This is a genomic window from Gemmatirosa kalamazoonensis (assembly GCF_000522985.1).
GTDB lineage: Bacteria > Gemmatimonadota > Gemmatimonadetes > Gemmatimonadales > Gemmatimonadaceae > Gemmatirosa > Gemmatirosa kalamazoonensis.
On sequence record NZ_CP007129.1, the window covers coordinates 399014 to 421738 of the forward strand.

A 22725-nucleotide genomic window follows, 5' to 3' on the forward strand; every position below is an offset into this window, starting at 1 on the left:
CCGGCTACGCCACCTACGACTCGCCACTCGCGGCCCGCGTCCAGAACGCGAAGGTCCGCTCACCGATGGTCGAGCGACGCTCACGGTACAGCGCTTCGAGGCACGCGTAGAGCGCGCCGGCGCGCGGCGCCTCTCCAAGCAGGTGGAGCGAGCGCAGGATGCGCGTCAGGCGCAGGAAGTTGTGGTTCTGCCGCGTCAGCCAGTTCTCGGCGTGCCGTCCGAAGTCCTCCGCCCGAACGACCGTCAGGCCCTCGGCGCCGACGACGAGCCGCAGCCCGTAGAACGTGAGCATCCGATCGAACGCGCGGTGCAGCGTGGCACGCAGGCGCGGGTCGGCGGCGAACGCATCGCCGCAGTCGCCGTCGACCAGCGGCGCGTGCGGCATCACGCCACTCGGCACGTCGAGCGGGAAGAGCCACTGGATGTAGTCGTGCACGTCTTCCAGCGCCGAGTCGTCGAACGCGAGCACGTCGTCGATGCGACGTCCGCGGTCGTCGACGCCCGTCCCCGCGTAGAAGGCGAGGACACGTGTGCAGTCCGAGCTCACGGCGGCCTCCTCATGTGGCGTACAGGGCGAGCACGCGAGCCATCGTCCGGCGCACGAGCCGTGTGTTGATCTCGGGAGGGTCCTTCGGGCCGCGCTGATAGGTCGGGGGTGATCGCTCGCGCGACGCCTGTCAGCCCGCCAGCTCCCGATACCACGCCGCGAACGCGCGCTCGTAGAACACCGGATTCAGCAACACCCAGTCGCCTAACGCCGCCGGCAGCGTGAAGGCGGCGGCGCCCTCGGCGGCGGTCTTGCCGGCGGCGTGCGCCGCGCGCGCCGCCCGCTCCACCTCGCCCAGCATCGACATGTACCGGTCGAGGTCCGCGAGCCGGCCTAACGGCCCGTGGCCCGGCACGTACACCGTGTCGCGCGCGCGTCGCAGCGCGGCCACCGAGCGCGCGAGCCGGCTCGGCGTCGCGTCCACGTAGTTCGGGAACATCGCGTTCCACACGAGGTCCCCGGCGAACACCACGCTCGGCTCCTCCAGCTCGAGCGACGCGTCGCTCGGCGTGTGCCCGTCGCGCGGCACGAAGCGCACGACGCGGCCGCCGAGGTCGAACGTCGACGCCTCGGTGGCGGAGAGCAGCACGGCGTCGGCGAGCGCCGCGGTGCGCGCCGCGTCGGCGGGGAGGTTGCGCTCGTGCACGAGCGTGTGCGTGCGCTCCGTCGCCGACACCTGCGGCCGCGCCTCGCCGAAGTAGCCGGCGACGCCGCTCGTGTGGTCGGCGTGGAAGTGCGTGAGCGCGACGTGCGTCGGCCAGCGGCCGGTGAGCTCCTTCGCGCGGGCGGCGAGCCACGCCGCACCCGCCGGCTGGAAGAATCCCTCGACCGCGAGCACCCGCTCGCGGCCCACGACGATGCCGCCGTTGCACAGCGTCGTGCGATCGCCGCCGAGCGGCGTGGAGACGAGCGCCCACACGCCGTCGGCCACGCGCTCGAGCGTGCCGAACGGCTCGCGCGCGACCACGGCGCCGAGCGGGCGCTGCGCCCACGCCGCGCGGAGCGGGGCGGGGAGCGCCGCCGCGGCGAGCGCGAGGTGCGCGGCGCACGAGCCGGTGTGCGCGAGGAAGTCGCGACGTGAGATGCGAGACATGGGAGCGAGTGACTCTGTGGTCGTCTCACGCGGAGGCGCGGAGGACGCGGAGAACACCAATGCCGCTGGTCGTTCTCCGCGTCCTCCGCGCCTCCGCGTGACCAACGCGAGGGCTGGCGAGGATGTTCACCTTGCCTCACCTTGCGACGTCGCTCCCCGTTCCGCCACCCCGCCGCGAGTCGCTGCATGCGTCGCACGCTCCTCCCCGTCGCTCTCCTCCTCGCCGCCACGCCGGTCGCCGCCCAGAGCGGCGCGGGGCTCGATTCGATCTTCCGCGCCTACGCGCGCACCGACGGCCCGGGCTGCGCCGTCGGCGTGTCGCGCAAGGGCGAGCCGCTCGTCGAGCGCGCGTACGGCATGGCGGACCTCGAGCACGACGTGCCCAACACACCGCGCACGGTGTTCGAGGCCGGGTCGGTGTCGAAGCAGTTCACCGCGGGCGCCGTGGTGCTGCTCGCGCTCGACGGCAAGCTGTCGCTCGACGACGACGTGCGGAGATGGCTCCCCGAGCTGCCCGACTACGGCACGCCGATCACCATCCGCCACCTGCTGAACCACACGAGCGGGCTGCGCGACTGGGGGAGCGTCGCGGAGCTCGGCGGATGGCCACGCGGCACGCGCGCGTACACGAACGACCTCGTGCTCGACATCGCGCGGCACCAGCGCGCGCTGAACTACACGCCGGGGCAGTACTACTCGTACACCAACACCGGCTACAACCTGCTCGCGCTCATCGTCGGGCGCGTGTCGGGCAAGCCGCTGGCCGAGTTCACGCGCGAGCGGATCTTCCAGCCGTTAGGCATGACGCAGACGTCGTGGCGCGACGACTTCACGCGCGTCGTGAAGGGGCGGGCGATCGCGTACGCGCGCGCCGGCGCGGGCGGCTATCGCATGGACATGCCGTTCGAGAACGCGCACGGCAACGGCGGCCTGCTGACGACGCCCGCCGACCTGCTGAAGTGGACCGCGAACCTGGAGACCGGCGCGCTCGGCGGCCCGCGCTTCCTCGAGGAGATGCACCGCCAGGCCCGCCTCAACGGGGGACGCACGCTCGAGTACGCGAGTGGGCTGGTCGTGACGCGCTTCCGCGGCGTGCCGGAGGTCGACCACTCGGGCGCGACGGCCGGCTACCGCGCGTTCCTCACCCGCTTCCCGACGCAGGGGCTCGCGATCGCGGTGCTCTGCAACGACGGCACGGCCAACCCGACGGCGCTCGCGCACGCCACGGCGGCCGCGTACCTCGGCGACGCGCTGCAGCCGGTGACGCCGGCCGTGCGCGCCACGCTGGTCGCCGCGAGCGTCGACGGGGCGGGGCCTGCCGCGTTCGTCGGGACGTACCGCAGCACGCGCGACGGCGCGCCGCTCCGTCTCGTGGTGACGAACGGTCAGCTCCGCCTGTCGACGGGCGCCGTCGTCACGCTCGACTCGTCGGCGCACGCGCCGACGACGCTCCGCCTCGTCACCGCCGACGGCGACACGCTGCGCTACGAGGCGACGGCGCCGTTCACCCCGACCGCCGCGCGGCTCGCCGAGTACGCCGGCACCTACGAGAGCGACGAAGTGGACGGCACGATCGTCGTCACCGTCGACGGCACGGGGCTGCGGCTCGCCGACCGCTACGGCCGCGTGCAGCGCACCGCGCCGCCGCTCTACACCGACACGTTCGGCGACGCGAGCGGACACGTGCGCTTCGTGCGCGACGGCCGCGGGCGCGTCACCGGGCTCAGTGTGCGCGAGTCGCGCGCCTGGGACGTACGGTTCCGTCGGACGCGGTAGCGCGCCGCGCCGCGCGCTGCCGTCAGGCATCCCCGTCTCACCGCACCTCGAAGCGCCGCGCCGCGGACCAGGGACCCGCGCCGCCGCTCGCCGAGTTGGCGCGGACGCGATACCACATCGTCCGCGCCGGCAGCGCCGCCGTCGTGAGTTGCGACGCGGTGACCGTCTGGCTCAGCACCGCCGGCGCCGGGAACTTGTCGTCGTCGTCGATCTCGATCGTGTAGCTCGCCGCGCCCGACACGTCGCTCCAATCGAAGGTGATCGACTGGCCGAGCGTGAACCGCTGGTCGGCCGCGGGGCTCACGAGGCTCGGCGCCGTCAGCGCGGTGCCGGGCGGGTTCACGGTGAGTGTCGCGGTGCGCGTGACGCCGCCTGCCGTGGCCGTGATCGTGACACTGGTCGCACCCGCGACCGCGGACGTCGAGATGGCGAACGTCGCCGACGTCGCGCCGGCGGGGACCGTCACGCTCGTCGGCACGCTGGCGGCCGCACTGTTGTCCGAGAGCGTGACGACGATCCCGCCGCTCGGCGCGGCGGCGGTCAGCGCGACCGTGCCGTTAGGCGTGCCCCCGCCCGTGACGCTCGTCGGGCTCACGGCGACCGACGCGAGCGCAGCCGTGGTCGTCGTCGTCGCGGCCAGCGGCGTGAACCGGCGCGCGGCGGCGTACGGCCCGAACGTGCCGGCCGAGTTCTGCGCGCGCACGCGCCACCAGAGCCGCCGCGCCGGGAGGCCGCCTAACGTCGCCGCCGACGTCGTCACCGTGGCGCTCGTGACCAGCGGCGCGGCGAACGTGTTCTCGTCGTCGATCTCGATCACGTAGCGTGCGGCGCCCGTCACGTCGCTCCAGTCGAACCGGACCGGCTGCGCCGGCGTCGCATCGACGGCCGGGGAGAGCAAGGTCGGCGCGGTCGGCGTCGGCGGCGGTGTGGTGGCCGCGGGGGTGACGGTCAGCGCGGCCGAGCGGGTCACGCCGCCGCCGGTCACGGAGATCGTCACGACGGTGGTCGTGGACACCGCCGCCGGCAGCACGAGGATGCTCCCGCGCGTCGTTCCGGCGGGGATCACCGTCGCCGACGAGAGGAACGGGAGCACCGTCGGGTTGTCGCTCGTGACGCGCAGCGTCTGATCGAACGGCGAGGCGGCCGCGATGGTCACGAGGCCGTCGACCGAGCCCGGGCCACCGCCGACGAACGACGTCGGCGTGAGCGTGAGCGACGTCGGTGCGGGCGAGGGGCTCACCGTGAGCTGCGTGTGCACCGAGGTACCGTTCCAGCTCGCGGTGATCGTCGCGGGCGTGCTCGTCGCGACGTCGCTCGTCGGGATGCTGACCGGCACCGAGGCGCTGCCCGCCGGGACGGTCACCGTCGACGGGGGCAGGGCCGCGGCGGTGCTGCTCGTCAGCGCCACCACCGCCCCGCCCGTGGGCGCCACCCCGTTCAGGAGCAGCGTGGCCCCGGCCGGCATGCCGCCGCTCACGTTAGGCGACGAGACCGTGAGCGACTGGAGCGACGGCGGGAGCACGGTGACCGCGTTGCTCGTCGACACGCCGTTCAGCGTCGCGGTGAGCGTCACCGGCGTCGGTGCCGTCACCTGACCCGCCGTCGTCTGGAACTGCACGAGCCCGAACGTGCCCGGCACGGCGAGCGTCGCCGGCACGGGAAGCACCGCCGGGTTCGAGCTCGCGAGCGTGAGCGTCGCGCCGCCCGCGGGCACGCCCGCGCTGAGCTGCACCTGCACGAACGTGACGTCGCCGCTGTAGAGCGGCGTCTTCACCGGCGTGATCGACACCGGCGTCGCCGGCGCCGTGGAGAGGGTGAACGTACGCACGGTGGACCACGCGGTCATCGCGACCGTGGTCGACGACGCCATCCCCTGCGCGGAGCGCACGCGCCAGAACTTCTTGCCGGCCGTCAGCGACAGGACGTCGAACCGCGGGTTGGTGAGCTGCGCGCCGAGCACCGCCTCGTTCACGGCGAACGATGGGTCGGCGGCGATCTGCACCTCGTAGCCCGACGGCTGCGGGTTGGGCACGTCGGCCCACGTCAGCGTGAACGGGAGCGTGACCGCGGCGCCGTCGGCGGGCGCGGTCAGCACGGGCGGCGGTCCGATCGGGTTCGTGTAGGAGACGGTGAAGTCGATCGTGTTCGACGGGAGGCTGCGGACGCCGGTCTGCGGGTTGTCGGCGCTGACGGCGAACACGCGCGCGAAGAAGCGACCCTGGCCGAGGCTCGTGCCCCACTGGAATCCGTAGGTCGTGTCGGGGACGTTGTCGATCGCGAACGACACCGCGCCCGCGGTGACCGTCGCTGGGAACGTCGCGTCGCTCGACACCTCGAGCCGGTAGGTGACCGCGCCCGTCGCGGGCCGCCAGTGGAAGCGGATCACCTCCTCCGGGTGGAACGTCGAGTAGCCCTGCGTCGGCAGCAGCGTCGGCGTCGCCGGAGCGCCCGCGCCGGTGCCGGTCACGATGAAGCTCCGCGTCGCCGACCACGCCGACACCCCGTCGGTGAAGACGGGGCTCGCCGCGTCGACGCGCCAGTAGTACGTGCCGTTAGGCAGCCCGCTCACGACGGCCTGCGTCGTCTGCGGGTTGGTCGAGTTGGCCGCGGCGATCGTGGCGAACGTCGGCGACGTGCTGACCTGCCAGTTGTAGCCGCCGTTCGTCGCCGCGGGATCGATCGTCGCCGACCACGAGATGGTGAGCGGTGCGGTGACGCCGGCCCCGTCCGCGGGTGAGAGCGGCGTCGGTGCGGCAGGCGCCGACGTGGAGAACGACGGCAAGCCCGGCAGGTGGGCGGGCGACGTCGTCGGCGCCGCGTCGGGGCCGCAGGCGACGGCGAGGACAGCGAGTGCCGGAGCGAGCGCGAGGAGTCGGGTGCTCTGCTGCATCGTGAGTCTCGGGAACCGGGCCAGTCCGGGAAGGCCGACCGGTCCTCCCGCACCGAGCGACGCTGCGGCGGTGCGGATTTATTCCGGAGCGCCGGGCGCTAGTGCTGGAGCGTGTCCAGCCGCGCGACGACGGCCTCGATGCGGTGGGCGAGCGCCGCCTGTCGCGCGCGCAGCTCGGCCACCCGATCGGCGCGGCGGCGCAGCGTGAGGAAGCGGCGCGCATCGCGCCACGCGGCGCCCGTCGCCTCGTTCGTCATGAGCGCGACGACGAGCAGCGGCGGCACGAGCACGAGCGTCGCCAGCGCCGCCCACCAGCCGATGCGCCACCACGCCACGACGGCGAGCAGCACGATCCACGCGAGGAACACCGCGCCGCCGATCAGCGCCTTCGCCGTCGCGCGCACGTCGACCTCCGACGCGCCGGGGAACCGCGCGGCGATCGGAGCGGTCAGCCGGTAGGGGATCCAGCCGAGCACCGAGCCGACCGCGGCGAGCGCCGCGAGCAGCAGCAGATACGCTCGTCGACCCGCCCAGTGCAGCGCGGTCGCCGCGTCGGTCCGGAGCGCGAGGTCGCGCGGCCGCAGCCGCAGCGCGTGCAGCAGCCGCGCGTGGCGCCGCAGCTCGCCGCCTAACGCCGCGACCTCGGCGCGCAGCTCGCCGTGCGGCGCATCGTCGCCGTCCGCGCGGAGCCGCGCGAGCACCGTCGCGCCGAGCCGGCGCCGCTCGAGCCGCTCGCCGCCCGCGACGTGGGGCGTGTCGGACGGCGCCGTGGACGCGAGCTGCACCTCGTCAGCGAGCGCGATGAGCCGCGCGTCCTCCCACGACTCGTAGCTCACCGTGACGGCGGCGATCGCGCGCTCGATGCGCGCCGTCAGCTCGCGCACGCGCGTCGCCTCCACGGGGTCCGCGCCGTCGCGCGCCGCCGCGGTCGCGAGGTCGTCCCACGACACCGCGTCGCCGAGCGCGACGAGGCCGCGCGAGCGGAACGTGGCGCGGTCGTCGAGCGTGATGCCGACCGGCACGATGGGGAACGCGCCGCCGAGTCGCGCGGCGACGCCTAACGCGAGGCGCGCCGCGCCGGTCTTCAGCGGCGCGAGGCCGGGGCTCGCATGGCTGATCCCCTCGGGGAACAGCGCGATCGCGTCGCCCGCCACGAGCGCCGACTCGGCGGCGCGCAGCGAGTCGTCGTTCGCGCCGCTCGGCACCGCGCCATCCTGCCGGCGATACACCGGGATCGCGCCGCTCGCGCGCACGAGCCAGCCGACGCTCGCGTCGGTGAACAGCGGCGCCTTCGCGAGAAAGCGCACCGGCCGGCCGACGGCGAGCGTCACGAGCGCCGGATCGAGCAGCGAGTTGGGATGGTTCGCGACGGCGAGCAGCGGGCCGCGTGCGGGCGGCCGTTCACCGGCGAGCTCCAGGCGGTAGAACAGCCGCGCGACGAGCGTGGCGAGCCGGGACACGTGCACGTGCGGGGACATGCCGCGTGCCTAACGCATCCAGAAGCGCCGGTACGGCTCGGCCCACTCGGCCACCTGCCGCAGCGGCGCCGCGTCCAGCGTGCACGGACGCCACTGCGCGTCGCGGCCACGGCAGATGAGGCCCGCGCGCTCGAGCACCTTGAGGTGCTTCGACACCGCCGGCCCGGTCATCGCGAACGGCGCGGAGAGCTCCTTCACCGTCGCGGGGCCGTCGGCGAGACGCGCGAGGATGGCGCGCCGCGTGGGGTCGGCGAGGGCGGCGAACGTGAGGCTCAATGGGTCGGTGGCCATCGGCGGTTACCTAACCGGGCGGTTACGTAACCTGGCAACGTGCGCGCGGGCCGGCGACCCCCCCGGTCGTCGGCCCGCGCACTGGCTTCCACACATCGGCTGCTGCGTCCGTTGCTGCTTCCGTCTGGCACCGGAGCGCCCCCGTGACGGGTGCCCGGCGATCGGTGGACAGCGTCACCCCCGTGCGCTGACCGATCGATCGGCGACGAGTCTAGAGGGGGCCCGTCAACCGTTCGTCACCCGATCGTCATCCCGTCCACCACCGCCACGAGGCGCTCGAGATCGGCCGCGTTCGTCGGCACGCCGGTCGACGCGCGCACCGCGCCCACCGGGCGATCGCCGAGGCACGCCGCGAACCGGTCGAGCGACCAGCCCGTGCGCCGCGCCGCATCGAGGCAGGCGACGGTGGCGTCGCGCGGGAAGCCGAACGCCGCGGCCGCCGCGCCCGGGTTGCAGAAGCAGCCGCCGCGCACGGAGACGCGTGCCGCTCGTGCTCGCTCTTCGACGCGACAGTACGGCACCACGCGCCCCGCCGTATCGAGCACGTTGAACGACAGCGTCGCGCCGCGGCCCACGTCGTCGGCCGGCCCGTAGAGCGTGACCGACGGGTTCCCGTTGCGGTGCCGCAGCGCGCGCAGCTCGGCGGCGAGCGCGCCCGTCAGCTCGCCGGTGCGCTTGCGGATGCGCTCCATCCCCACGCCGTCGAGGAAGTCGAGCCCCGCGCACACGGCGGCGATGGCGAGAAAGCTCGGCGTGCCGTCCTCGAACGCCTCGACGCCGTCCTTCAGCAGGTGCGCGTCGTGGTGCACCGACACGAACTCCACGGTGCCGCCCGAGAACCATGGCCGCTTCAGCGCGTCGAGCGCGTCGATGCGCGCAACGAGCGCGCCGAGCCCCGTGGGGTAGCCGAACATCTTGTAGAACGAGAGCGCCACGAAGTCGGCGGGGACGTCGCGCAGGCTGAGGGGGCTCGTGGGCACGTACGCCGCCGCGTCGAGCAGCACGCTGTAGCCGAGCGCGCGCGCCTGGCGCACGAGCGACAGCGGATGCCGCACGCCGGAGAAGTTGGACTGCGCGGGGAACGCGAACAGCCCGCCGGTGCCTAACGCCTCCAGCTCCTCGGCCGCGCCGACGAGCCGCAGCTCCTCGTCGAGCGGCAGGTAGAGCACCGGTGCGCCGGCGCGCCGCGCGTACTCGCGCATGCCGTTCACCGAGTTGTGGTCGTCCTGCGCGAGGACGAGCGGCGCGCGCGGCGCGAACCGGAACCCTTCGGCCACGAGCCGGATCGCGCCGGTGGTGTTCGCGGTGAACACGACGCCGTAGCGCGCCGGGTCGGCGTCGAGGAAGCGGAGCACGCGCGACCGCGCCTCGGCCAGCAGCGCCGAGCTGGCGAGCGACGCGGGGCTCTCGGAGTGCGGGTTGCCGAGCACCGCCTCGCGCAGCATCGCCGCGTGCTCCGCGACGAGCGACTCGGGGTACAGCGCGCTCCCCGTGAAGTCGAGGTACGCGTGCGCGCCGGCGTCGAGCCGCGAGAACTCGCGCGCGCGCAGCTCGGCGAAGTCGACGATCGCGCGTGGCCGCTCGACGCGCTCGGTCAGCACCCGCGCCTCCGCAGCCGCGCCACCGCCGCGGCCGACGACGATTCGTCAGGCACGTCCGCGCCCGACCGCGGCGTGCCGCCGAAGTAGCGGCTGAGCGCCGCGACGCGCTCGGCGTCGGGCCCCGCGGCCACGGCGGGGCGCATGACGTCCTCCATCCAATCGAGCAGCCCGCCGGCGAGGAAGTACACGTCGCGGAAGCCGAGCGCGCGGAGCAGCACCCACGCCTGCCCGGCATGCGCACCGCCCTCGGAGTAGAGCACCAGCGTCTCCCCGGCGCGCGGTCGCATCGCCGCGAGCGTGGCGAGCGGCACGTGCTCGGCGGACGGGATGTGATACGTCTCGAACTCCGCCGCCGAGCGCACGTCGAGCACGCGCAGGCCGGGGCGGCGGTCGCGGATCCACCCCGCGAGCTCCAGCGCGCTCACGTGGTCGGTCTGGCCGTCGATCTCGCGCGCGAGCGCGGCGACGTCGATCGTGGTCGGCGCGTTCGGCGACGGCCGGCCGGCGATCGCTGCCAGCGCGCCGAGCACGCCGGCGGAGGTGCCGAGAACTCGTCTCGTGGTGATCATCGGTGCGTCGGCTCGTTGAAGGGCAGACGCTTCTCGATTCGCTCGGCCACCGCGAACCCGCCTAACGCGAGCAGCGCGATGCCGAACGCGACGAGGCCGTACGGCAGGTGCAGCGCGTCGGGGATCGTGTACGCGCCGCGCGGCGTGCTCGCGAAGAAGCGCGACATCGACGGCACCGCGGCGCCGGCGCCCAGCACGCCGAGGAACACGCCGAGCACCACCGCGAGCCCGTCGAGCCGCCCGGTGACGGCGGCGACGCACGACGTGCCGGGGCAGAGGCCCGCGAGCGGGAAGCCGACGCCGAACACCAGCCCACCGACGAGCTGCGGCGCGACGAACGTCTCCGGCACGTAGACGCGGCCGAGATCCAGCAGTCCGAGCCGGCCGAGCCAGAACGCGCCGAGCATCGCGGTGACGATCGCGCTGAACATGACCTTGAACACGGTGAGGTCGGTGAGATAGAACTGGCCGATCAGCTTGCGCGCGCTGCCGAGCCCCGCGCGCTCGAGGCACCAGCCGAACGCGACGCCGATGGCGAGCGCCGCGGCGAGCGCGCCGCCGGTGCCTAACGCGCCGTACTCCGTGAGCGGGGCGGTCACGTCCACACCCTCCGTGCGGCCCACGCGGCCGCGTACGCGGCGCCGAACGCGCCGGCGACGAACGTCCAACTCCCGACGCTGAGCAGTGCGCCGCCGGTGAGCGCCTGCCCGCTCGTGCAGCCGCGGGCGAGCACCGCGCCGGCACCCATGAACGCGCCCCCCGCGATCGCGAACGCGAGGCGCGCGCCGACGCCGGTGCGCGGGCCGCGCTCGACGTCGAGCCGCAGGCGCCGCGCGAGCGCCGCGGACAGGAAGCCGCCGAGCAGTACGCCGAGCATCTCCACCACGAGCCAGCCGCGCAGCAGCGGCCCGCCGAGGTGCTCGGCGAAGAACGCGTTGCCGCGCGCGCGAGCGAGCGACGCGACCTCCGCCGCCGTCGCCGCCACGCTCGCGAACGCGCCCGACGCGCCGAGCCCGCGTCCCACGATCACGTAGGCCGACAGCAGCACGAGGCCGAGCGCGACGCCGGTGACGTACGGGTCGGCGTACGGGCGAGCACGCGTGTCGCGCATCACCGCTTGCCCTCGGCCGGGTTCTCGACCGGGAGATCCGTGCGGCGCGACCACTCCTGGAACGAGCCGTCGTACAGCCGCACCGGGTGCCCCAACGTCCGCGCCGCGAACAGCACCGCCGTGCCCTGCTGCCCGATGTGGCAGTACGCGACGACGGTGTCCTTCGGGCCCACACCGGCCTTCGTGAACAGCGCCTCGAGCTCGGCGGCGCTCTTCAGCCGTCCCTTGTCGTCGGTGACCTCGGTGAACGGCACGCTCGCCGCGCCGGCGATGTGGCCCTTGCGCGGGCCGCCCGCCTCGACGCCGTCGTAGAACACCGCCGCGCGGCCGTCGACGACGCGCACGCCCGGCGCGGCGAGGTGCGCCTTCACCCACGCCGCATCGACGACGAGCGGCTTGATCTTCAGCGGAGCGAGCGTGCCCACCGTGCGCGCGGGCACCTCGCTCGTCGTCGGACGTCCCTCGGCCACCCACGCCGTGAGGCCGCCGTCGAGCCACACGGTGCGCGCGCCGAGCCCCGCGGCGTCGAGCGCGAAGACGACGCGCGTCGACGGCGACACCCACTCGTTCGCGTGGTAGACGACGATCCGCGAGCGGTCGGAGATGCCTAACGCCTGGAGCTGCTGGCGCAGCGAGTCGGGGGACGGCAGCTCGAGCATGAGCCCCTTCTCCATGTCGTGCCCGTGCTCGGGGACGGAGACGTCCTGCAGGCTGACGAAGCGTGCGCCGGCGATGTGCGTCGCCGGATACTCCTTGGGGTCGCCGACGTGCAGCAGCACGAGGTCGGGGTCGTGCAGGTGCTGGGCGAGCCACGCGGTGGAGACGGCGATCTGCGCGCGCGGGTCGGTGGTCTGGGCGCCGGCGAAGTGGACGCACGGCGAGTGCGCATAGAGGAGCAGCGAGACGACGGCCGGCACGACGCGACGAGTCCTACACATCGATTCCTCTCCTGTTGGGGGGTGCGGCGACAGGATGCGGGATCGGCCGGCCGAGTGGATGTGCGCGCCGTGGAGAGGTTGTGCAGGAGTTGTGACGTCCAGCGGCCCGTCCTCTTGATTTCTACAAGAAGCCGCCCAATGTTGACCGCGCATCCGAGGGAGGCCCGCATGAGCCGAGTGCAGGGGATCGCCGCCCGACTCCGCGCCGCGCTGTTCCGGCGCGCCGCGGACCGCCGCGCGCGGGAGGAGTTCGCGTTCCACCTGGAGATGGAGACCGCGGCCAACGTGCGTCGCGGCCTCCCCCCCGACGAGGCCCGGCGCCGCGCCCTCGCCGCGTTCGGCGGCGTGGAGCGCCACCGCGACGACCTGCGCGACCTGCGCGCCGCGCTCCCCGACGATCTCGGACGCGACGTGCGCATCGCGTGGCGCTCGCTGCGCGCGACTCCCGCGTTCATGCTCGCCACCGTCGCGTCGCTCGCCTTCGGCCTCGCGCTCGCCGCGTCTGCGGCGGCGGTCGTGCACGCGTACCTCGGCCGCACGGCGCTGCCGTACGCGCACGCCGACCGGCTCTACCACGTGATGTACGCGCCGCCGGGACCGGTCGAGCCGCACGGCATGTCGACGCTCGACTGGTCCACCCTGCGCGACGTGGTGCGCGACGCCGTCACCTCGCAGGGCGTGAGCTACACGCTCGGCGAGGGCGCCGACGCGCAGGCGCTCGCCGCGCTCCGCGTGTCGTTCGGCTTCGTGCGCGGGCTCGGCGTGCGCGCGACGATCGGCCGGCCGCTCGTCGCCGACGACTACGCGTCGGACGCCGACGGACGCGCGGCGCTCATCAGCGACGCGCTCTGGCGCGGGCGCTTCGGCGCCGACTCGCGCGTGCTCGGCCGCCGCCTGCGCGTCGAGGTCGAGGGGCACCCGGGCACGTTCGAGACGCTGCACGTCGTCGGCGTGATGGCGCCCGGCTTCTGGTACGGGCGCACGAGCGACACGCAGGTCGACGTGCTCACGCCGCTGCGCACGCACGCCACGACGTACGTCGTACGGCTGCGCGACGACGTGACGGCCGAGCGCGCGGCGCGGCGCCTAACGGAAGCGGTGCGCGCCGCCGCGACGTGGATCCCGCCGGACTGGCCCGGCGTCACCGTCGAGGGGATGCAGGAGCGCTACGTGCGCGAGATGCGTCCGCGGCTCGTCGCGATCGCGGTGGCGGCGGGGCTCGTGCTCGCCATCACGTGCGTCAACGTCGCCGTGCTCACTCTGCTGCGCACCATGCGGCGCGGCCGCGACGTCGCGGTGCGCGTGATGCTCGGCGCCGGCCGCGCGTCGCTGCTGCGACTGCATCTGGTGGAGATCGGCATGCTGTGCGGCGCCGCGCTCGCCGGCGGCGTCGCGCTCACCGCCGCCGCGCTGCGCGCGCTCGCGCCGCGCATCGAGGCCGAGCTGGGGAAGCCCGCGCCGGCCGGCCCGTCGGCGATCGGCGTCGACTGGACGGTGCTCGCGCTCGTCGGCGGCGTGAGCGTGCTCATCGCGCTGCTGCTGGCGTGCGTCCCCGCGCTGCTGCCCTGGCAGCGGCGGCTCGCCGAGTCGCTCCGCCGCGCCGGACGCGCCGGCAGCGACGGACCCGTGATGCGGCGCGCGCGCTCCACGCTCGTCGCGCTCGAGATCGCGGGCTCGCTCGCGCTCGTCGCGGGCTGCGGGCTGATGATCCGCAGCGCCGTGGCGATGATCGGCACGGACCTCGGCTACGACACGGCGGGGATCGTGCGCGTGCGCGTGCGGCTGCGACAGGAGACGTACCCCGACGCGGCCGCGTTCCAGCGCTTCTACGCGCGGCTGGCCGAGCGGATGGCCGCCGCGGGCGGCCCGCGTCCCGCGTACGCGAGCTGGCCGCCCTACGCTGACGTGCCGACGCAGACGGTGGACGTGGACGGGCGCGCCGGTGAAGGCGTCGCCGGCGGCGTCGTGGCCGTCGGCGACGGCTACTTCGCGACGCTCGGCATCGCGCTGCGGAAGGGCCGCGCGCTCACCGACGCCGACCGCGTCGAGAGCGAGCCCGTCGCCGTCGTGAGCGAGACGCTCGCGCGGCGGCTGTGGCCTAACGGCGACGCGCTCGGCCGGCGCATCCGGCCGCACGAGACGATGCAGCCCGGCGCCGCGCCCGCGCCGTGGCGCACCGTGGTCGGCGTCGTCGCCGACGTGCGGCAGACCTACGTCGACGCCGACGCGAACGACGTCTACATCCCGTACTATCAGAACCCGCAGCTCGGCCGCTACGGCTCGTTCTACCTGCGCGCACGCGGCACGTCGCCCGGCGCCGCCGCGCGGATGGCCCGGGCCGCCGTCGCCGAGGTCGACCCGCGCGCGATCGTGCGCGACGTGCTCACGGTCGACGACGAGGATCGGGAGCTGGCGAGCGCGCGGTTCATGACGTCGCTGCTGACGGGCTTCGCGGCGTTCGCGGCGCTGCTCGCGACGCTGGGCATCTACGGCGTGGTCGCCTACGCGGCGCAGCAGCGGCAGCGCGAGCTCGCGATTCGCATGGCGGTCGGCGCGACGCGTCCTGCGGTGGTCGGGCTGTTCGTGCGCGACAGCGGCGCGGTGGTCGGCGCCGGGCTCGCGCTCGGCGTGCTCGCGGCGCTCGCGGTGGCGCGCGTGCTGGCGCACCAGCTCTACGGCGTGGGCCCGTTCGACGCCGCCACGCTCGCCGCATCGTGCGCGGTGATGGCCGTCGTCGCGCTCGTGGCGGTGTGGTGGCCGGCGAGCCGCGCGACGGCGCGGAGCCCGGTGACCGTCCTCAGCGAGCCGTGACGCGACGTCTTCTCCGCGCGTGTCTCGCGCTCGGTCTTCTGGTGCCTGACACGGTCCATTCGCAGCGCGTCGTGCGCGCGGAATTCGTCTACGAGTCCGCGCCGTTCCCATCGGCGCACGCGTCGACGATCGTGGAGACGCGCGACGGGCTCGCCGCGGCGTGGTTCGGCGGTACGCGCGAGCGGGCGCCGGACGTCGGGATCTGGCTGTCGCGCTACGCGCACGGCGCGTGGACCGCGCCCGTCGAGGTGGCCACCGGCGTGGAGACCGACGGCACGCGCTACCCGTGCTGGAACCCGGTGCTGTTCCGCATGCCCGACGGCACGCTCTCGCTGTTCTACAAGGTGGGTCCGAGCCCCGCGGAGTGGTGGGGCATGGTGCGCACGTCGCGCGACGAGGGGCGCACGTGGAGCGCGGCGCAGCGGCTGCCCGACGGGATACTCGGCCCGATCAAGAACAAGCCGGTGCGTCTCCCGTCGGGAACGATCCTCGCCCCGAGCAGCACCGAGTCGAGCGACGCGCCGAGCGTGTGGCGCGCGCACGTGGAGCGCTCGACCGACGGCGGCCGGAGCTGGACCGCGGTCCCGCTGCCCGAGCCGCGCGACGGCGCCGCGATCGAGGCGATCCAGCCGAGCCTCCTGCTGCACGCGGGCGGGCGCGTGCAGGCGTTAGGCCGCACACGGTCGGGGCGCATCTTCGAGAGCTGGTCGGACGATGGCGGTCGGTCGTGGAGCCCGGTCGCGCTCACAAGCCTCCCCAACCCGAACGCCGGCATCGACGCGGTGACGCTCGGCGACGGCCGCCAGCTCCTCGTGTACAACCGGTCCACCGACGCGCGCACGCCGCTGAACGTCGCGCTCTCCACCGACGGCGCGTCGTGGACCGACGCGCTCGTGCTCGAGCGCGACCCGGGCGAGTACTCGTACCCGGCCGTGATCCAGACGTCGGACGGGCTGGTGCACGTGACGTACACGTGGAAGCGCGAGCGCATCAAGCACGTCGTCATCGATCCCGCCGCGCGATCGTCCGAGGACGCGCCGCGCGTCGCGTTCGCCTCGAAGCGCGACGGCAACTGGGAGATCTACCTCGCCGACGCCGACGGCCGCATGTCGACGAGGCTCACGACGCGCGCGGACCAGGACCGCTTCCCACTCCCGTCGCCCGACGGCTCGCGCATCGCGTTCGCCTCGCAGGTGAGCGGCACGCACTGGGAGCTCTGGGTGATGGACGCCGACGGCCGCGGCGCACGGCCGCTGTTCTCACCGATCGTCGCGAAGAGCACGCGCGAGTGGTCGCCGGACGGCACGCGCATCCTCGTCACGTCGCAGCGCGACGGCGACGCCGAGGTCTACGTGGTACGCGCCGACGGGTCGGGCGCCGAGCGCCTGACGCGTTCACCCGGCGACGACCGCGACCCGTCGTGGTCGCCCGACGGCTCACGCATCGTGCTCTCGTCGACGCGCGACGGGAACGCGGAGATCTACGTCATGAACGCCGACGGCAGCGGCGGGACGCGTCTCACGACGAACGCCGCGCAGGACGCCGAGCCCACGTGGTCGCCCGACGGCGCGTGGATCGCGTTCGTGTCGAACCGCGACGGCAACCGGGAGCTCTACCGCGTGCGCCCCAACGGACGCGACCTGGAGCGGCTGACGAACGATGCCGCCGAGGACGACGTGCCCGTGTGGTCGCCGGACGGCACGCGGCTCGCCTTCCAGGCCACGCGCGGCACGAACTACGACATCGAGGTCGTGCGCGTCGCGGACCACCGGCGCACGCGCCTAACGGTCGACGCGGCATACGACGGGCAGCTCGCCTGGTCGCCCGACGGCGAGCGGCTCGCGTTCATCTCCGCGCGCGGCGGCGCCGACGCGCTCTACGTGATGAACGCCGATGGGACGGGCGTGCGAGTGGTCTCCGCGGATCCGGCGCTCGACCCGCGGTGGGTGCGCGCTCAGCGCTCGAATCGATAGCCGACCTTCCACACCGTGACGACGTGGCGCGGCGCGGCGGGGTCGTCCTCGAGCTTGCGCCGCAGCTCCGCGACGTGCGAGTCGACGGTGCGCGACAGCACGAACGCGCCGTATCCCCACACCTCGCTCAGCAGCTCGGCGCGCGTGGCGACGGAGCCGTTGCGGCGCACGAGCGCGAGCAGCAGGTCGTACGCCTTCGGCGACAGCGTGCACGCGTGGCCGCCCTTCGTCACGGTGCGCGCCGCGGTGTCGACGACGATGTCGCCGAAGCGGATCTCGGCGCTCGGCACACCGGCACGCGCGGCGGAGCGGCGGAGCAGCGAGCCGACCCGCTCGAGCAGCTCCAGCACGCCGAACGGCTTCGTCACGTACTGGTCCGCGTCGAGCCGGAAGCCGCGCACCTTGTCCGCCTCCTCGCCGCGCGCGGTGAGGATGATGACCGGCACCTGGTTGCGGTCCTGCCGGATCGCCTGCAGCACCTGGTAGCCGTCCATCTGTGGCAGCGTGAGGTCGAGGATCACGAGGTCGGGTCCCCATGCGCGCACCTCGGCGAGCCCCGCGCGTCCGTCCTCGGCGATGCGCGCCTCGTGCCCCTCGTGCCGCAGGTTGTACGCGATCCCCTCGGCCAGCGGCAGGTTGTCCTCGACCACGAGCACGCGGCCCATCATGACAGCAGCCGTTGCCTTTCGTGCTCGACAGGATGCACAGGACGGACAGGATGAACTGCACCACCAACACCAAAGACATTGCCTTTGTTGTCGGTGTCGAAAGGCATCCTGTCCGTCCTGTTCATCCTGTCACAACGCCACGCGGCACGTCCTGTCGTTCGTGCACGCGCGCGGCGGCCGAGGGCGCGTCCATCCTGTCCGCCGGCAGCTCGACGACGAACGTGGCGCCGGCGCGGCCATCGTCGTCGGCGACCCACGCGCGTCCGCCATGCTGCGACACGACGTCGTGCACGATTGCGAGCCCGATGCCGCTTCCCGACGTGTGCCCCGCCGTGCGGCCGCGCTGGTACGGACGCCAGATCGCCTGCCGGTCGGCGGCGGGCACGCCGGGGCCCTCGTCGTGCACCTCGAGTCGCACCCGGTCGCCCGTCGATCGCACGCGCACGTGCACCGTCTGGCCGGTGGGGCCGTACTTCACCGCGTTGTCGAGGAGGTTGAGCAGCACGTGGCGGAGCGCGCCCTCCTGCAGGCGCAGCGTGGGCGTCGGCTCGGCGTCGCACGTCACCGTCGCGCGCCGCGCCGCGGCGAGCGGACGGAACTCGTCGACGATGCGCGCCGTCTCCGCGGACACGTCCTCCGGCGCGCGCGACACGTCGCCGCCGAGCCGACGGCCGACGCCGGAGAAGCGGAGCACGCGCTCCACGAGGTGGCCCAGGCGCGTCGTCTCGCGCTCCACGTTGTCGAGCGACCAGCGGCGCTGCTCCTCGGTGGTGAAGCGGCCGAGGCGCAGCGTCTCGAGGTAGACGCGCATCTGCGCGAGCGGCGTGCGCAGCTCGTGCGAGATGGAGCTCACGAAGTCGGCCCGCATGCGCGCGAGCTCGCCCTCGCGGCGGATCTGCCCGAGCGCGACGAGCGCGAGCGCCGCGGACAGGCCGAGGATGCCTAACAGGAACGGGAGGCGCGACTTCGGCAGGCCGCCGATGACGAGCGTGCCCGCGAGCTCGGGGCGGATCTGCGCGCGCACGAGCACCGAACCGTAGGTCTTCGGCAGCCGCGTCGTGTCGTCGAGCGTCCATCGCCCGGACCCCGGGTCGGAGTCGAACAGCGGCGTGCCGTGCGCGTCGCTCACCTGGAGACGCAACACCTCGCGCGGCCGGCGCCCGCGCGCGAACGTCTCGGGGAGCAGCGCGCGCTCGTTCATCACCTCGCGGAACAGCGCCTCGAGCGACGACCGCGGGTACTCGGCGCCGTACACCAGCGTGTCGCCCCACGACGTCGGCATGACGGTGTACACGAGCAGCCGCGGCACGCCGTCGTACGAAGCGAGCACGACCGGGAAGTAGCCGAGCCGTCCGGCGCCGCGCACCTGGCGCGAGATCGTGTCGTTGATCCACCGCCGCTCGCCGGCCGTGTAATCGACGAGGCGCCCATGCATCATGTGGTCGGCCATCATGTGGCCCATCATGCGCGGCGAGTGCGCGACGAACTCCTGCGGCAGCGGGCGGTCCACCTCCCATCCCTCGGTCGGATCGGGGTGCGTGTTCACGCCGAGTCCGAGCGTGTCGCTGCCGAGCTGCCAGCCGAAGAAGATGAGCGGGCTGCCGCCGTAGCGCGGGCGGTGGCAGTAGCAGCGCGGGTCCCATGGCAGGTAGTGCGCGAGGTCCGCCGCGGGGGGATGCGGTGGCTCGTGTGCACGCCCTCGCCGTGGTTCACCGCGCCGAGCGCCTCGCTCGTCGCGCGGCCGATCGCGTCCTGCACGTGCTGCGCGTAGCTCCACGCCGCGAACCCCGCGTAGTCGCGGAGCGCGTGCTCGGCGACCTCGCGCTGCCGCCGCACGGCGCGCGTCGCCTCGAGCAGGCCGAGCGCGGTGAGGCCGATGCTCGCGAGCAGCAGCAGCGTCGGCCAGCGGACGGCGGGGAGGCGGGGGGGCATGGGTCCACGATGCGCGTGCCCGCGCCGTCGAGGCAATGCCGGACGTGTGGAGAAGTTGTGAAGCGCGGCGTTCCGCGCCGGCACGCCGAGCCGTACGTTCGCCCGGCACGTCCCCGCGAGCAGCGGACCCGGACGCTCGAGACAACGAAGGGGAGGCGAGGATGTGGAGCTCGTTCGTCGCGGCCGGCGTCGTCGCGCTCGGCGCTCGCCACCCGGCTTCCGGAACACCCGCCGCCGACTGCGCGGGGCTGCCACGCGTCGAGGCGCCCGCGGCGGCGCCCAACGACAACCGTGTCGCCGCGGGCCGGCTGCGGGAGGGCGTGCTGACGGTGCACCTCGTCGCGCGCGGGGTCAGCTGGCGTCCGGACGGACCGCGCGGCTGCGCGTTAGGCGTACGCGCGTTCGCGGAGGAAGGGAAGACGGCACGCATCCCCGGTCCGCTCGTCCGCGTCCGCGCCGGCACCGAGGTGCGCGCGACCGTGCGCAACGCGCTCGCGTCGCCGCTGTGGGTGCGGGGGCTGCGGGATCGCGCCGACAGCACGTTAGACTCGGTGCTCGTGGCGCCCGGCGCGACGCGCGAGTTCCGCTTCCGCGCGACTGCGCTCGGCGCGTGGTACTACTGGGCCGGCGCCGTCGATGCGCGCGTCCCCGTGTCCGACGTGAACGGCCAGCTGGTCGGCGCGCTCGTCGTCGATCCGGCGAATGGGCCGCGGCTCGGCGACCGCGTGTTCGTGATGACACGCTGGACGCCCGACGGGCAGATCGGCACGGCGACGTTCCAGCTCAACGCGCTCAATGGGCTGTCGTGGCCGCACACGGAGCGTCTCGCGTACGCGGTCGGTGACTCGGTGCGCTGGCACGTGATCAACGCGTCGGACGAGCTGCACATGATGCACCTGCACGGCTTCTACTACCGCGTGATCGCGCGCGGCGACGCGGCGCACGACAGCGCGCTCACGAGCACGATCAAGCCGATGGCGGTGACGATCGCGACGCGGCGCGGCGAGTGGATGTCGATCGTGTGGTCGCCGGACCGGGCGGGCAACTGGCTCTTCCACTGTCACATCCTCGCCCACATGAGCGCCGCGCAGCGGCTCGGCGCCACGGACGGCCATGAGGCGCACGACATGGCGGGCCTGCTGCTCGGCATCACCGTGCGCCCGCCACCGGGTGCGCACACGGCCGCGGCGACGGCGCGGCCGGCGCGCGTGCTGCAACTCTACGCGGACACGCGGCCGCGCGTGTTCGGCGAGCGGCCGGGCTTCGGCTTCGTGCTGCAGGACGGGGCGCGCACACCGGCGCCGGACTCAATCCGTATCCCCGGCATGCCGCTCGTCCTCACGCGCGGGGAGCCCGTGCAGATCACGGTGCACAACCGACTGCCGACGCCGATCGGCGTGCACTGGCACGGGATAGAGCTGGAGAGCTACTACGACGGCGTCGGCGGATTCAGCGGTGCGGCGGGACGCATCGCACCCATGATCGCGCCCGGGGACTCGTTCATCGCCCGCATGACGCCGCCCCGCGCGGGGACGTTCATCTACCACGTGCACAGCGAGCGTGGCGACGAGCTGGTGTCGGGTCTCTACGGGCCGCTGCTCGTGCTGGAGCCCGGGGCGCCGCTCGACGCGCGCGTGGAGCGGCTGCTCGTGATCGCCACCGGCGGGCCGGGCGCCGACGCGCCGACCTTCGTCAACGGGAAGGCGACGCCCGACACGCTGTCGCTGGTCGCCGGCACGCGCTATCGCCTGCGCGTGATCGACATCTCGGCGAACGACGCGCACGCGCTCGCGCTGCGCGAGCCGGGCGGGGCGCTCGCGACGTGGCGAGTGATTGGGCGCGACGGGCGCGACGTGCCCGCCGCCCAGGCCGTCCCGCAACCCGCGCGGGAGAACACGGCGGCAGGCGTGACGCGCGACTTCGAGCTCACCCCCACCGCACCGGGCGACTACGCGCTGAGTATCGCGCTCATCGTCGCCGGGCGACCGACGGCGCACACGACCGTCGTGCCCGTGCGGGTCAGAGCGTCGCCGTCAGGGGATCGCTAGGCACACCGCGCCATGCTCACGGCTCGGGGGAGGACCAGTGAGACGGCGCGCGGGCATCCGCCTCTCAGGGCGTCGCCACCCCCGGCTCGTTAGGCACCGGCGCCGGCTGGCCGAGCGCCTCGCTCGCCTCGCGCTTGCGCGCCGCGAGCAGCAGCGTCGTCGCCGTGTAGAGCACGACGACCACGACGATCCACTTCACGACGGTGAGCGGGAGCGACTTCACGATGAGCCCCGCGATGAGCACCGCCGGCACGCCGCCGATGAGCAGGCCGAGCGCCGCGCGCACGTCGAACGCCTGCTCGCGCACGAACCGCGCGCTCGCCACCGGCATGAGGAACGCGCACGATCCCATCATGATCGGGAACGCCGCCTTCGGGTTCATGCCGAGCAGGCTGACGAGGATCATGCACGGCGCGTAGAGGCCGATGCCCAACGTCATCAGCATGCCGAGGAAGAAGTTCCCGGCGAGCGCGAGGACGAGGAGCGCGCCGTCGAGCTCCAGCAGGTTGCCGCCCGTCGGATCGCCGACGCCGGTACGCCACGCCATGATGAGCGCCATCGCGATGAGCGCGATCCCCATCCCGATCTGCACGCGCCGCCGCGACCAGCTCGCGACGACGCCGGCGCCGAGCCACGCGCCGAGGATCGCGGCGGCGATCATGCCGATGAGCGTCTTCGCACCGACCGGCACGAGCGTCGTGAAGATGAACGCCTGCGCGATGGTGGGGAGCGTGTGCCCAACGTTCAGCGTGCCCGGGATGCGCTCGTCGCGCACCATGCGCCACTGCCGGAAGATCGCCGTCGTCGTGGCGAACGAGCCGATGCCGAGCGTGTCGAAGAAGTTCGTCACGAAGCCCGTGGCGACGCCGGCCGGCGTCGCGGTGCCGCGGTCGCCGGTGCGCTGCCGCGCCTGACGGGCGCCGCGCACGAGCACGGCGAGGTAGAACGCAGCGAACAGTCCGAGCGCGACGAGGAGAGCGAGCTTGGCACTCATGAGTC

The 22725-nt window shown here is 74.0% G+C and carries 18 protein-coding genes; 4 read left to right on the forward strand and 14 right to left on the reverse strand.

Annotation, left to right across the window (positions count from 1 at the left end; all coding sequences use genetic code 11):
• Nucleotides 1-13: 13 nt before the first annotated feature.
• Together J421_RS24715 and J421_RS24720 are read right to left on the reverse strand one after the other, a co-directional pair.
• The gene (locus J421_RS24715; protein WP_025413793.1) at nt 14-547 is read right to left on the reverse strand and encodes an opioid growth factor receptor-related protein; all 534 of its coding nucleotides are present in this window, start codon (nt 545-547) and stop codon (nt 14-16) included.
• A gap of 130 nt (nt 548-677) precedes the next feature.
• Nucleotides 678-1640 carry an MBL fold metallo-hydrolase gene (locus tag J421_RS24720; RefSeq protein ID WP_025413794.1) on the reverse strand — a complete coding sequence of 321 codons (963 nt, stop codon included), beginning with the start codon at nt 1638-1640 and terminating at the stop codon, nt 678-680.
• Nucleotides 1641-1826: 186 nt separating this feature from the next.
• Between J421_RS24720 and J421_RS24725 the strand changes: the two genes are divergently transcribed.
• The gene (locus J421_RS24725) at nt 1827-3416 is read left to right on the forward strand and encodes a serine hydrolase (protein ID WP_025413795.1); all 1590 of its coding nucleotides are present in this window, start codon (nt 1827-1829) and stop codon (nt 3414-3416) included.
• 37 nt (nt 3417-3453) lie between these two features.
• Here J421_RS24725 and J421_RS24730 read toward each other — a convergent pair whose 3' ends face one another.
• The 8 genes from J421_RS24730 to J421_RS24765 form a co-directional block, all read right to left on the reverse strand.
• Nucleotides 3454-6306 (reverse strand): hypothetical protein, encoded by a 2853-nt coding sequence (locus J421_RS24730; protein WP_025413796.1) that lies wholly within the window; start codon nt 6304-6306, stop codon nt 3454-3456.
• A gap of 98 nt (nt 6307-6404) precedes the next feature.
• Nucleotides 6405-7784, reverse strand: a complete 1380-nt coding sequence (locus J421_RS24735; RefSeq protein WP_025413797.1) for a 1-acyl-sn-glycerol-3-phosphate acyltransferase — start codon at nt 7782-7784, stop codon at nt 6405-6407.
• Nucleotides 7785-7793: 9 nt separating this feature from the next.
• Complete coding sequence (locus J421_RS24740; RefSeq protein ID WP_025413798.1) at nt 7794-8075, reverse strand: ArsR/SmtB family transcription factor; 282 nt, start codon at nt 8073-8075, stop codon at nt 7794-7796.
• A 236-nt stretch (nt 8076-8311) separates the two neighbouring features.
• Nucleotides 8312-9676, reverse strand: a complete 1365-nt coding sequence (locus tag J421_RS24745; protein WP_025413799.1) for an aminotransferase class V-fold PLP-dependent enzyme — start codon at nt 9674-9676, stop codon at nt 8312-8314.
• Nucleotides 9670-10245, reverse strand: coding sequence for a rhodanese-like domain-containing protein (locus tag J421_RS24750; protein ID WP_025413800.1), 576 nt, complete (start codon nt 10243-10245; stop codon nt 9670-9672). The genes J421_RS24745 and J421_RS24750 overlap by 7 nt, the downstream gene beginning before the upstream one ends.
• A complete protein-coding gene (locus J421_RS24755) occupies nt 10242-10844 on the reverse strand; it encodes a YeeE/YedE thiosulfate transporter family protein (RefSeq protein WP_025413801.1) in 603 nt (200 codons plus the stop codon). Before J421_RS24755 ends, J421_RS24750 begins: the two co-directional genes overlap by 4 nt.
• The gene (locus J421_RS24760) at nt 10841-11356 is read right to left on the reverse strand and encodes a YeeE/YedE thiosulfate transporter family protein (RefSeq protein ID WP_025413802.1); all 516 of its coding nucleotides are present in this window, start codon (nt 11354-11356) and stop codon (nt 10841-10843) included. The genes J421_RS24755 and J421_RS24760 overlap by 4 nt, the downstream gene beginning before the upstream one ends.
• Nucleotides 11356-12294 carry a sulfurtransferase gene (locus J421_RS24765; protein ID WP_158508891.1) on the reverse strand — a complete coding sequence of 313 codons (939 nt, stop codon included), beginning with the start codon at nt 12292-12294 and terminating at the stop codon, nt 11356-11358. Before J421_RS24765 ends, J421_RS24760 begins: the two co-directional genes overlap by 1 nt.
• Nucleotides 12295-12462: 168 nt before the next feature.
• On the opposite strand from J421_RS24765, the gene J421_RS24770 reads away from it, so the two are divergent.
• Together J421_RS24770 and J421_RS34540 are read left to right on the forward strand one after the other, a co-directional pair.
• Nucleotides 12463-15105: an ABC transporter permease gene (locus tag J421_RS24770; RefSeq protein ID WP_158508892.1), complete on the forward strand. Its 2643-nt coding sequence runs from the start codon at nt 12463-12465 to the stop codon at nt 15103-15105.
• A gap of 41 nt (nt 15106-15146) precedes the next feature.
• Nucleotides 15147-17078 (forward strand): exo-alpha-sialidase, encoded by a 1932-nt coding sequence (locus tag J421_RS34540; protein WP_312845252.1) that lies wholly within the window; start codon nt 15147-15149, stop codon nt 17076-17078.
• Here J421_RS34540 and J421_RS24780 read toward each other — a convergent pair.
• The 3 genes from J421_RS24780 to J421_RS33075 form a co-directional block, all read right to left on the reverse strand.
• Nucleotides 17060-17746 (reverse strand): response regulator transcription factor, encoded by a 687-nt coding sequence (locus J421_RS24780; RefSeq protein ID WP_236646365.1) that lies wholly within the window; start codon nt 17744-17746, stop codon nt 17060-17062. The genes J421_RS34540 and J421_RS24780 overlap by 19 nt on opposite strands.
• Before the next feature lie 121 nt (nt 17747-17867).
• Nucleotides 17868-19292, reverse strand: a complete 1425-nt coding sequence (locus tag J421_RS33070) for a sensor histidine kinase (RefSeq protein ID WP_025413807.1) — start codon at nt 19290-19292, stop codon at nt 17868-17870.
• Nucleotides 19289-19678, reverse strand: coding sequence for a hypothetical protein (locus J421_RS33075; RefSeq protein ID WP_025413808.1), 390 nt, complete (start codon nt 19676-19678; stop codon nt 19289-19291). The genes J421_RS33070 and J421_RS33075 overlap by 4 nt, the downstream gene beginning before the upstream one ends.
• Nucleotides 19679-19839: 161 nt before the next feature.
• On the opposite strand from J421_RS33075, the gene J421_RS24795 reads away from it, so the two are divergent.
• Entirely contained in the window at nt 19840-21726 is a 1887-nt protein-coding gene (locus tag J421_RS24795) for a multicopper oxidase domain-containing protein (RefSeq protein WP_025413809.1), read from the forward strand.
• 64 nt (nt 21727-21790) lie between these two features.
• On the opposite strand, the gene J421_RS24800 is transcribed toward J421_RS24795, so the two are convergent.
• Nucleotides 21791-22720 carry a sulfite exporter TauE/SafE family protein gene (locus J421_RS24800; RefSeq protein WP_025413810.1) on the reverse strand — a complete coding sequence of 310 codons (930 nt, stop codon included), beginning with the start codon at nt 22718-22720 and terminating at the stop codon, nt 21791-21793.
• Nucleotides 22721-22725 lie beyond the last annotated feature (5 nt).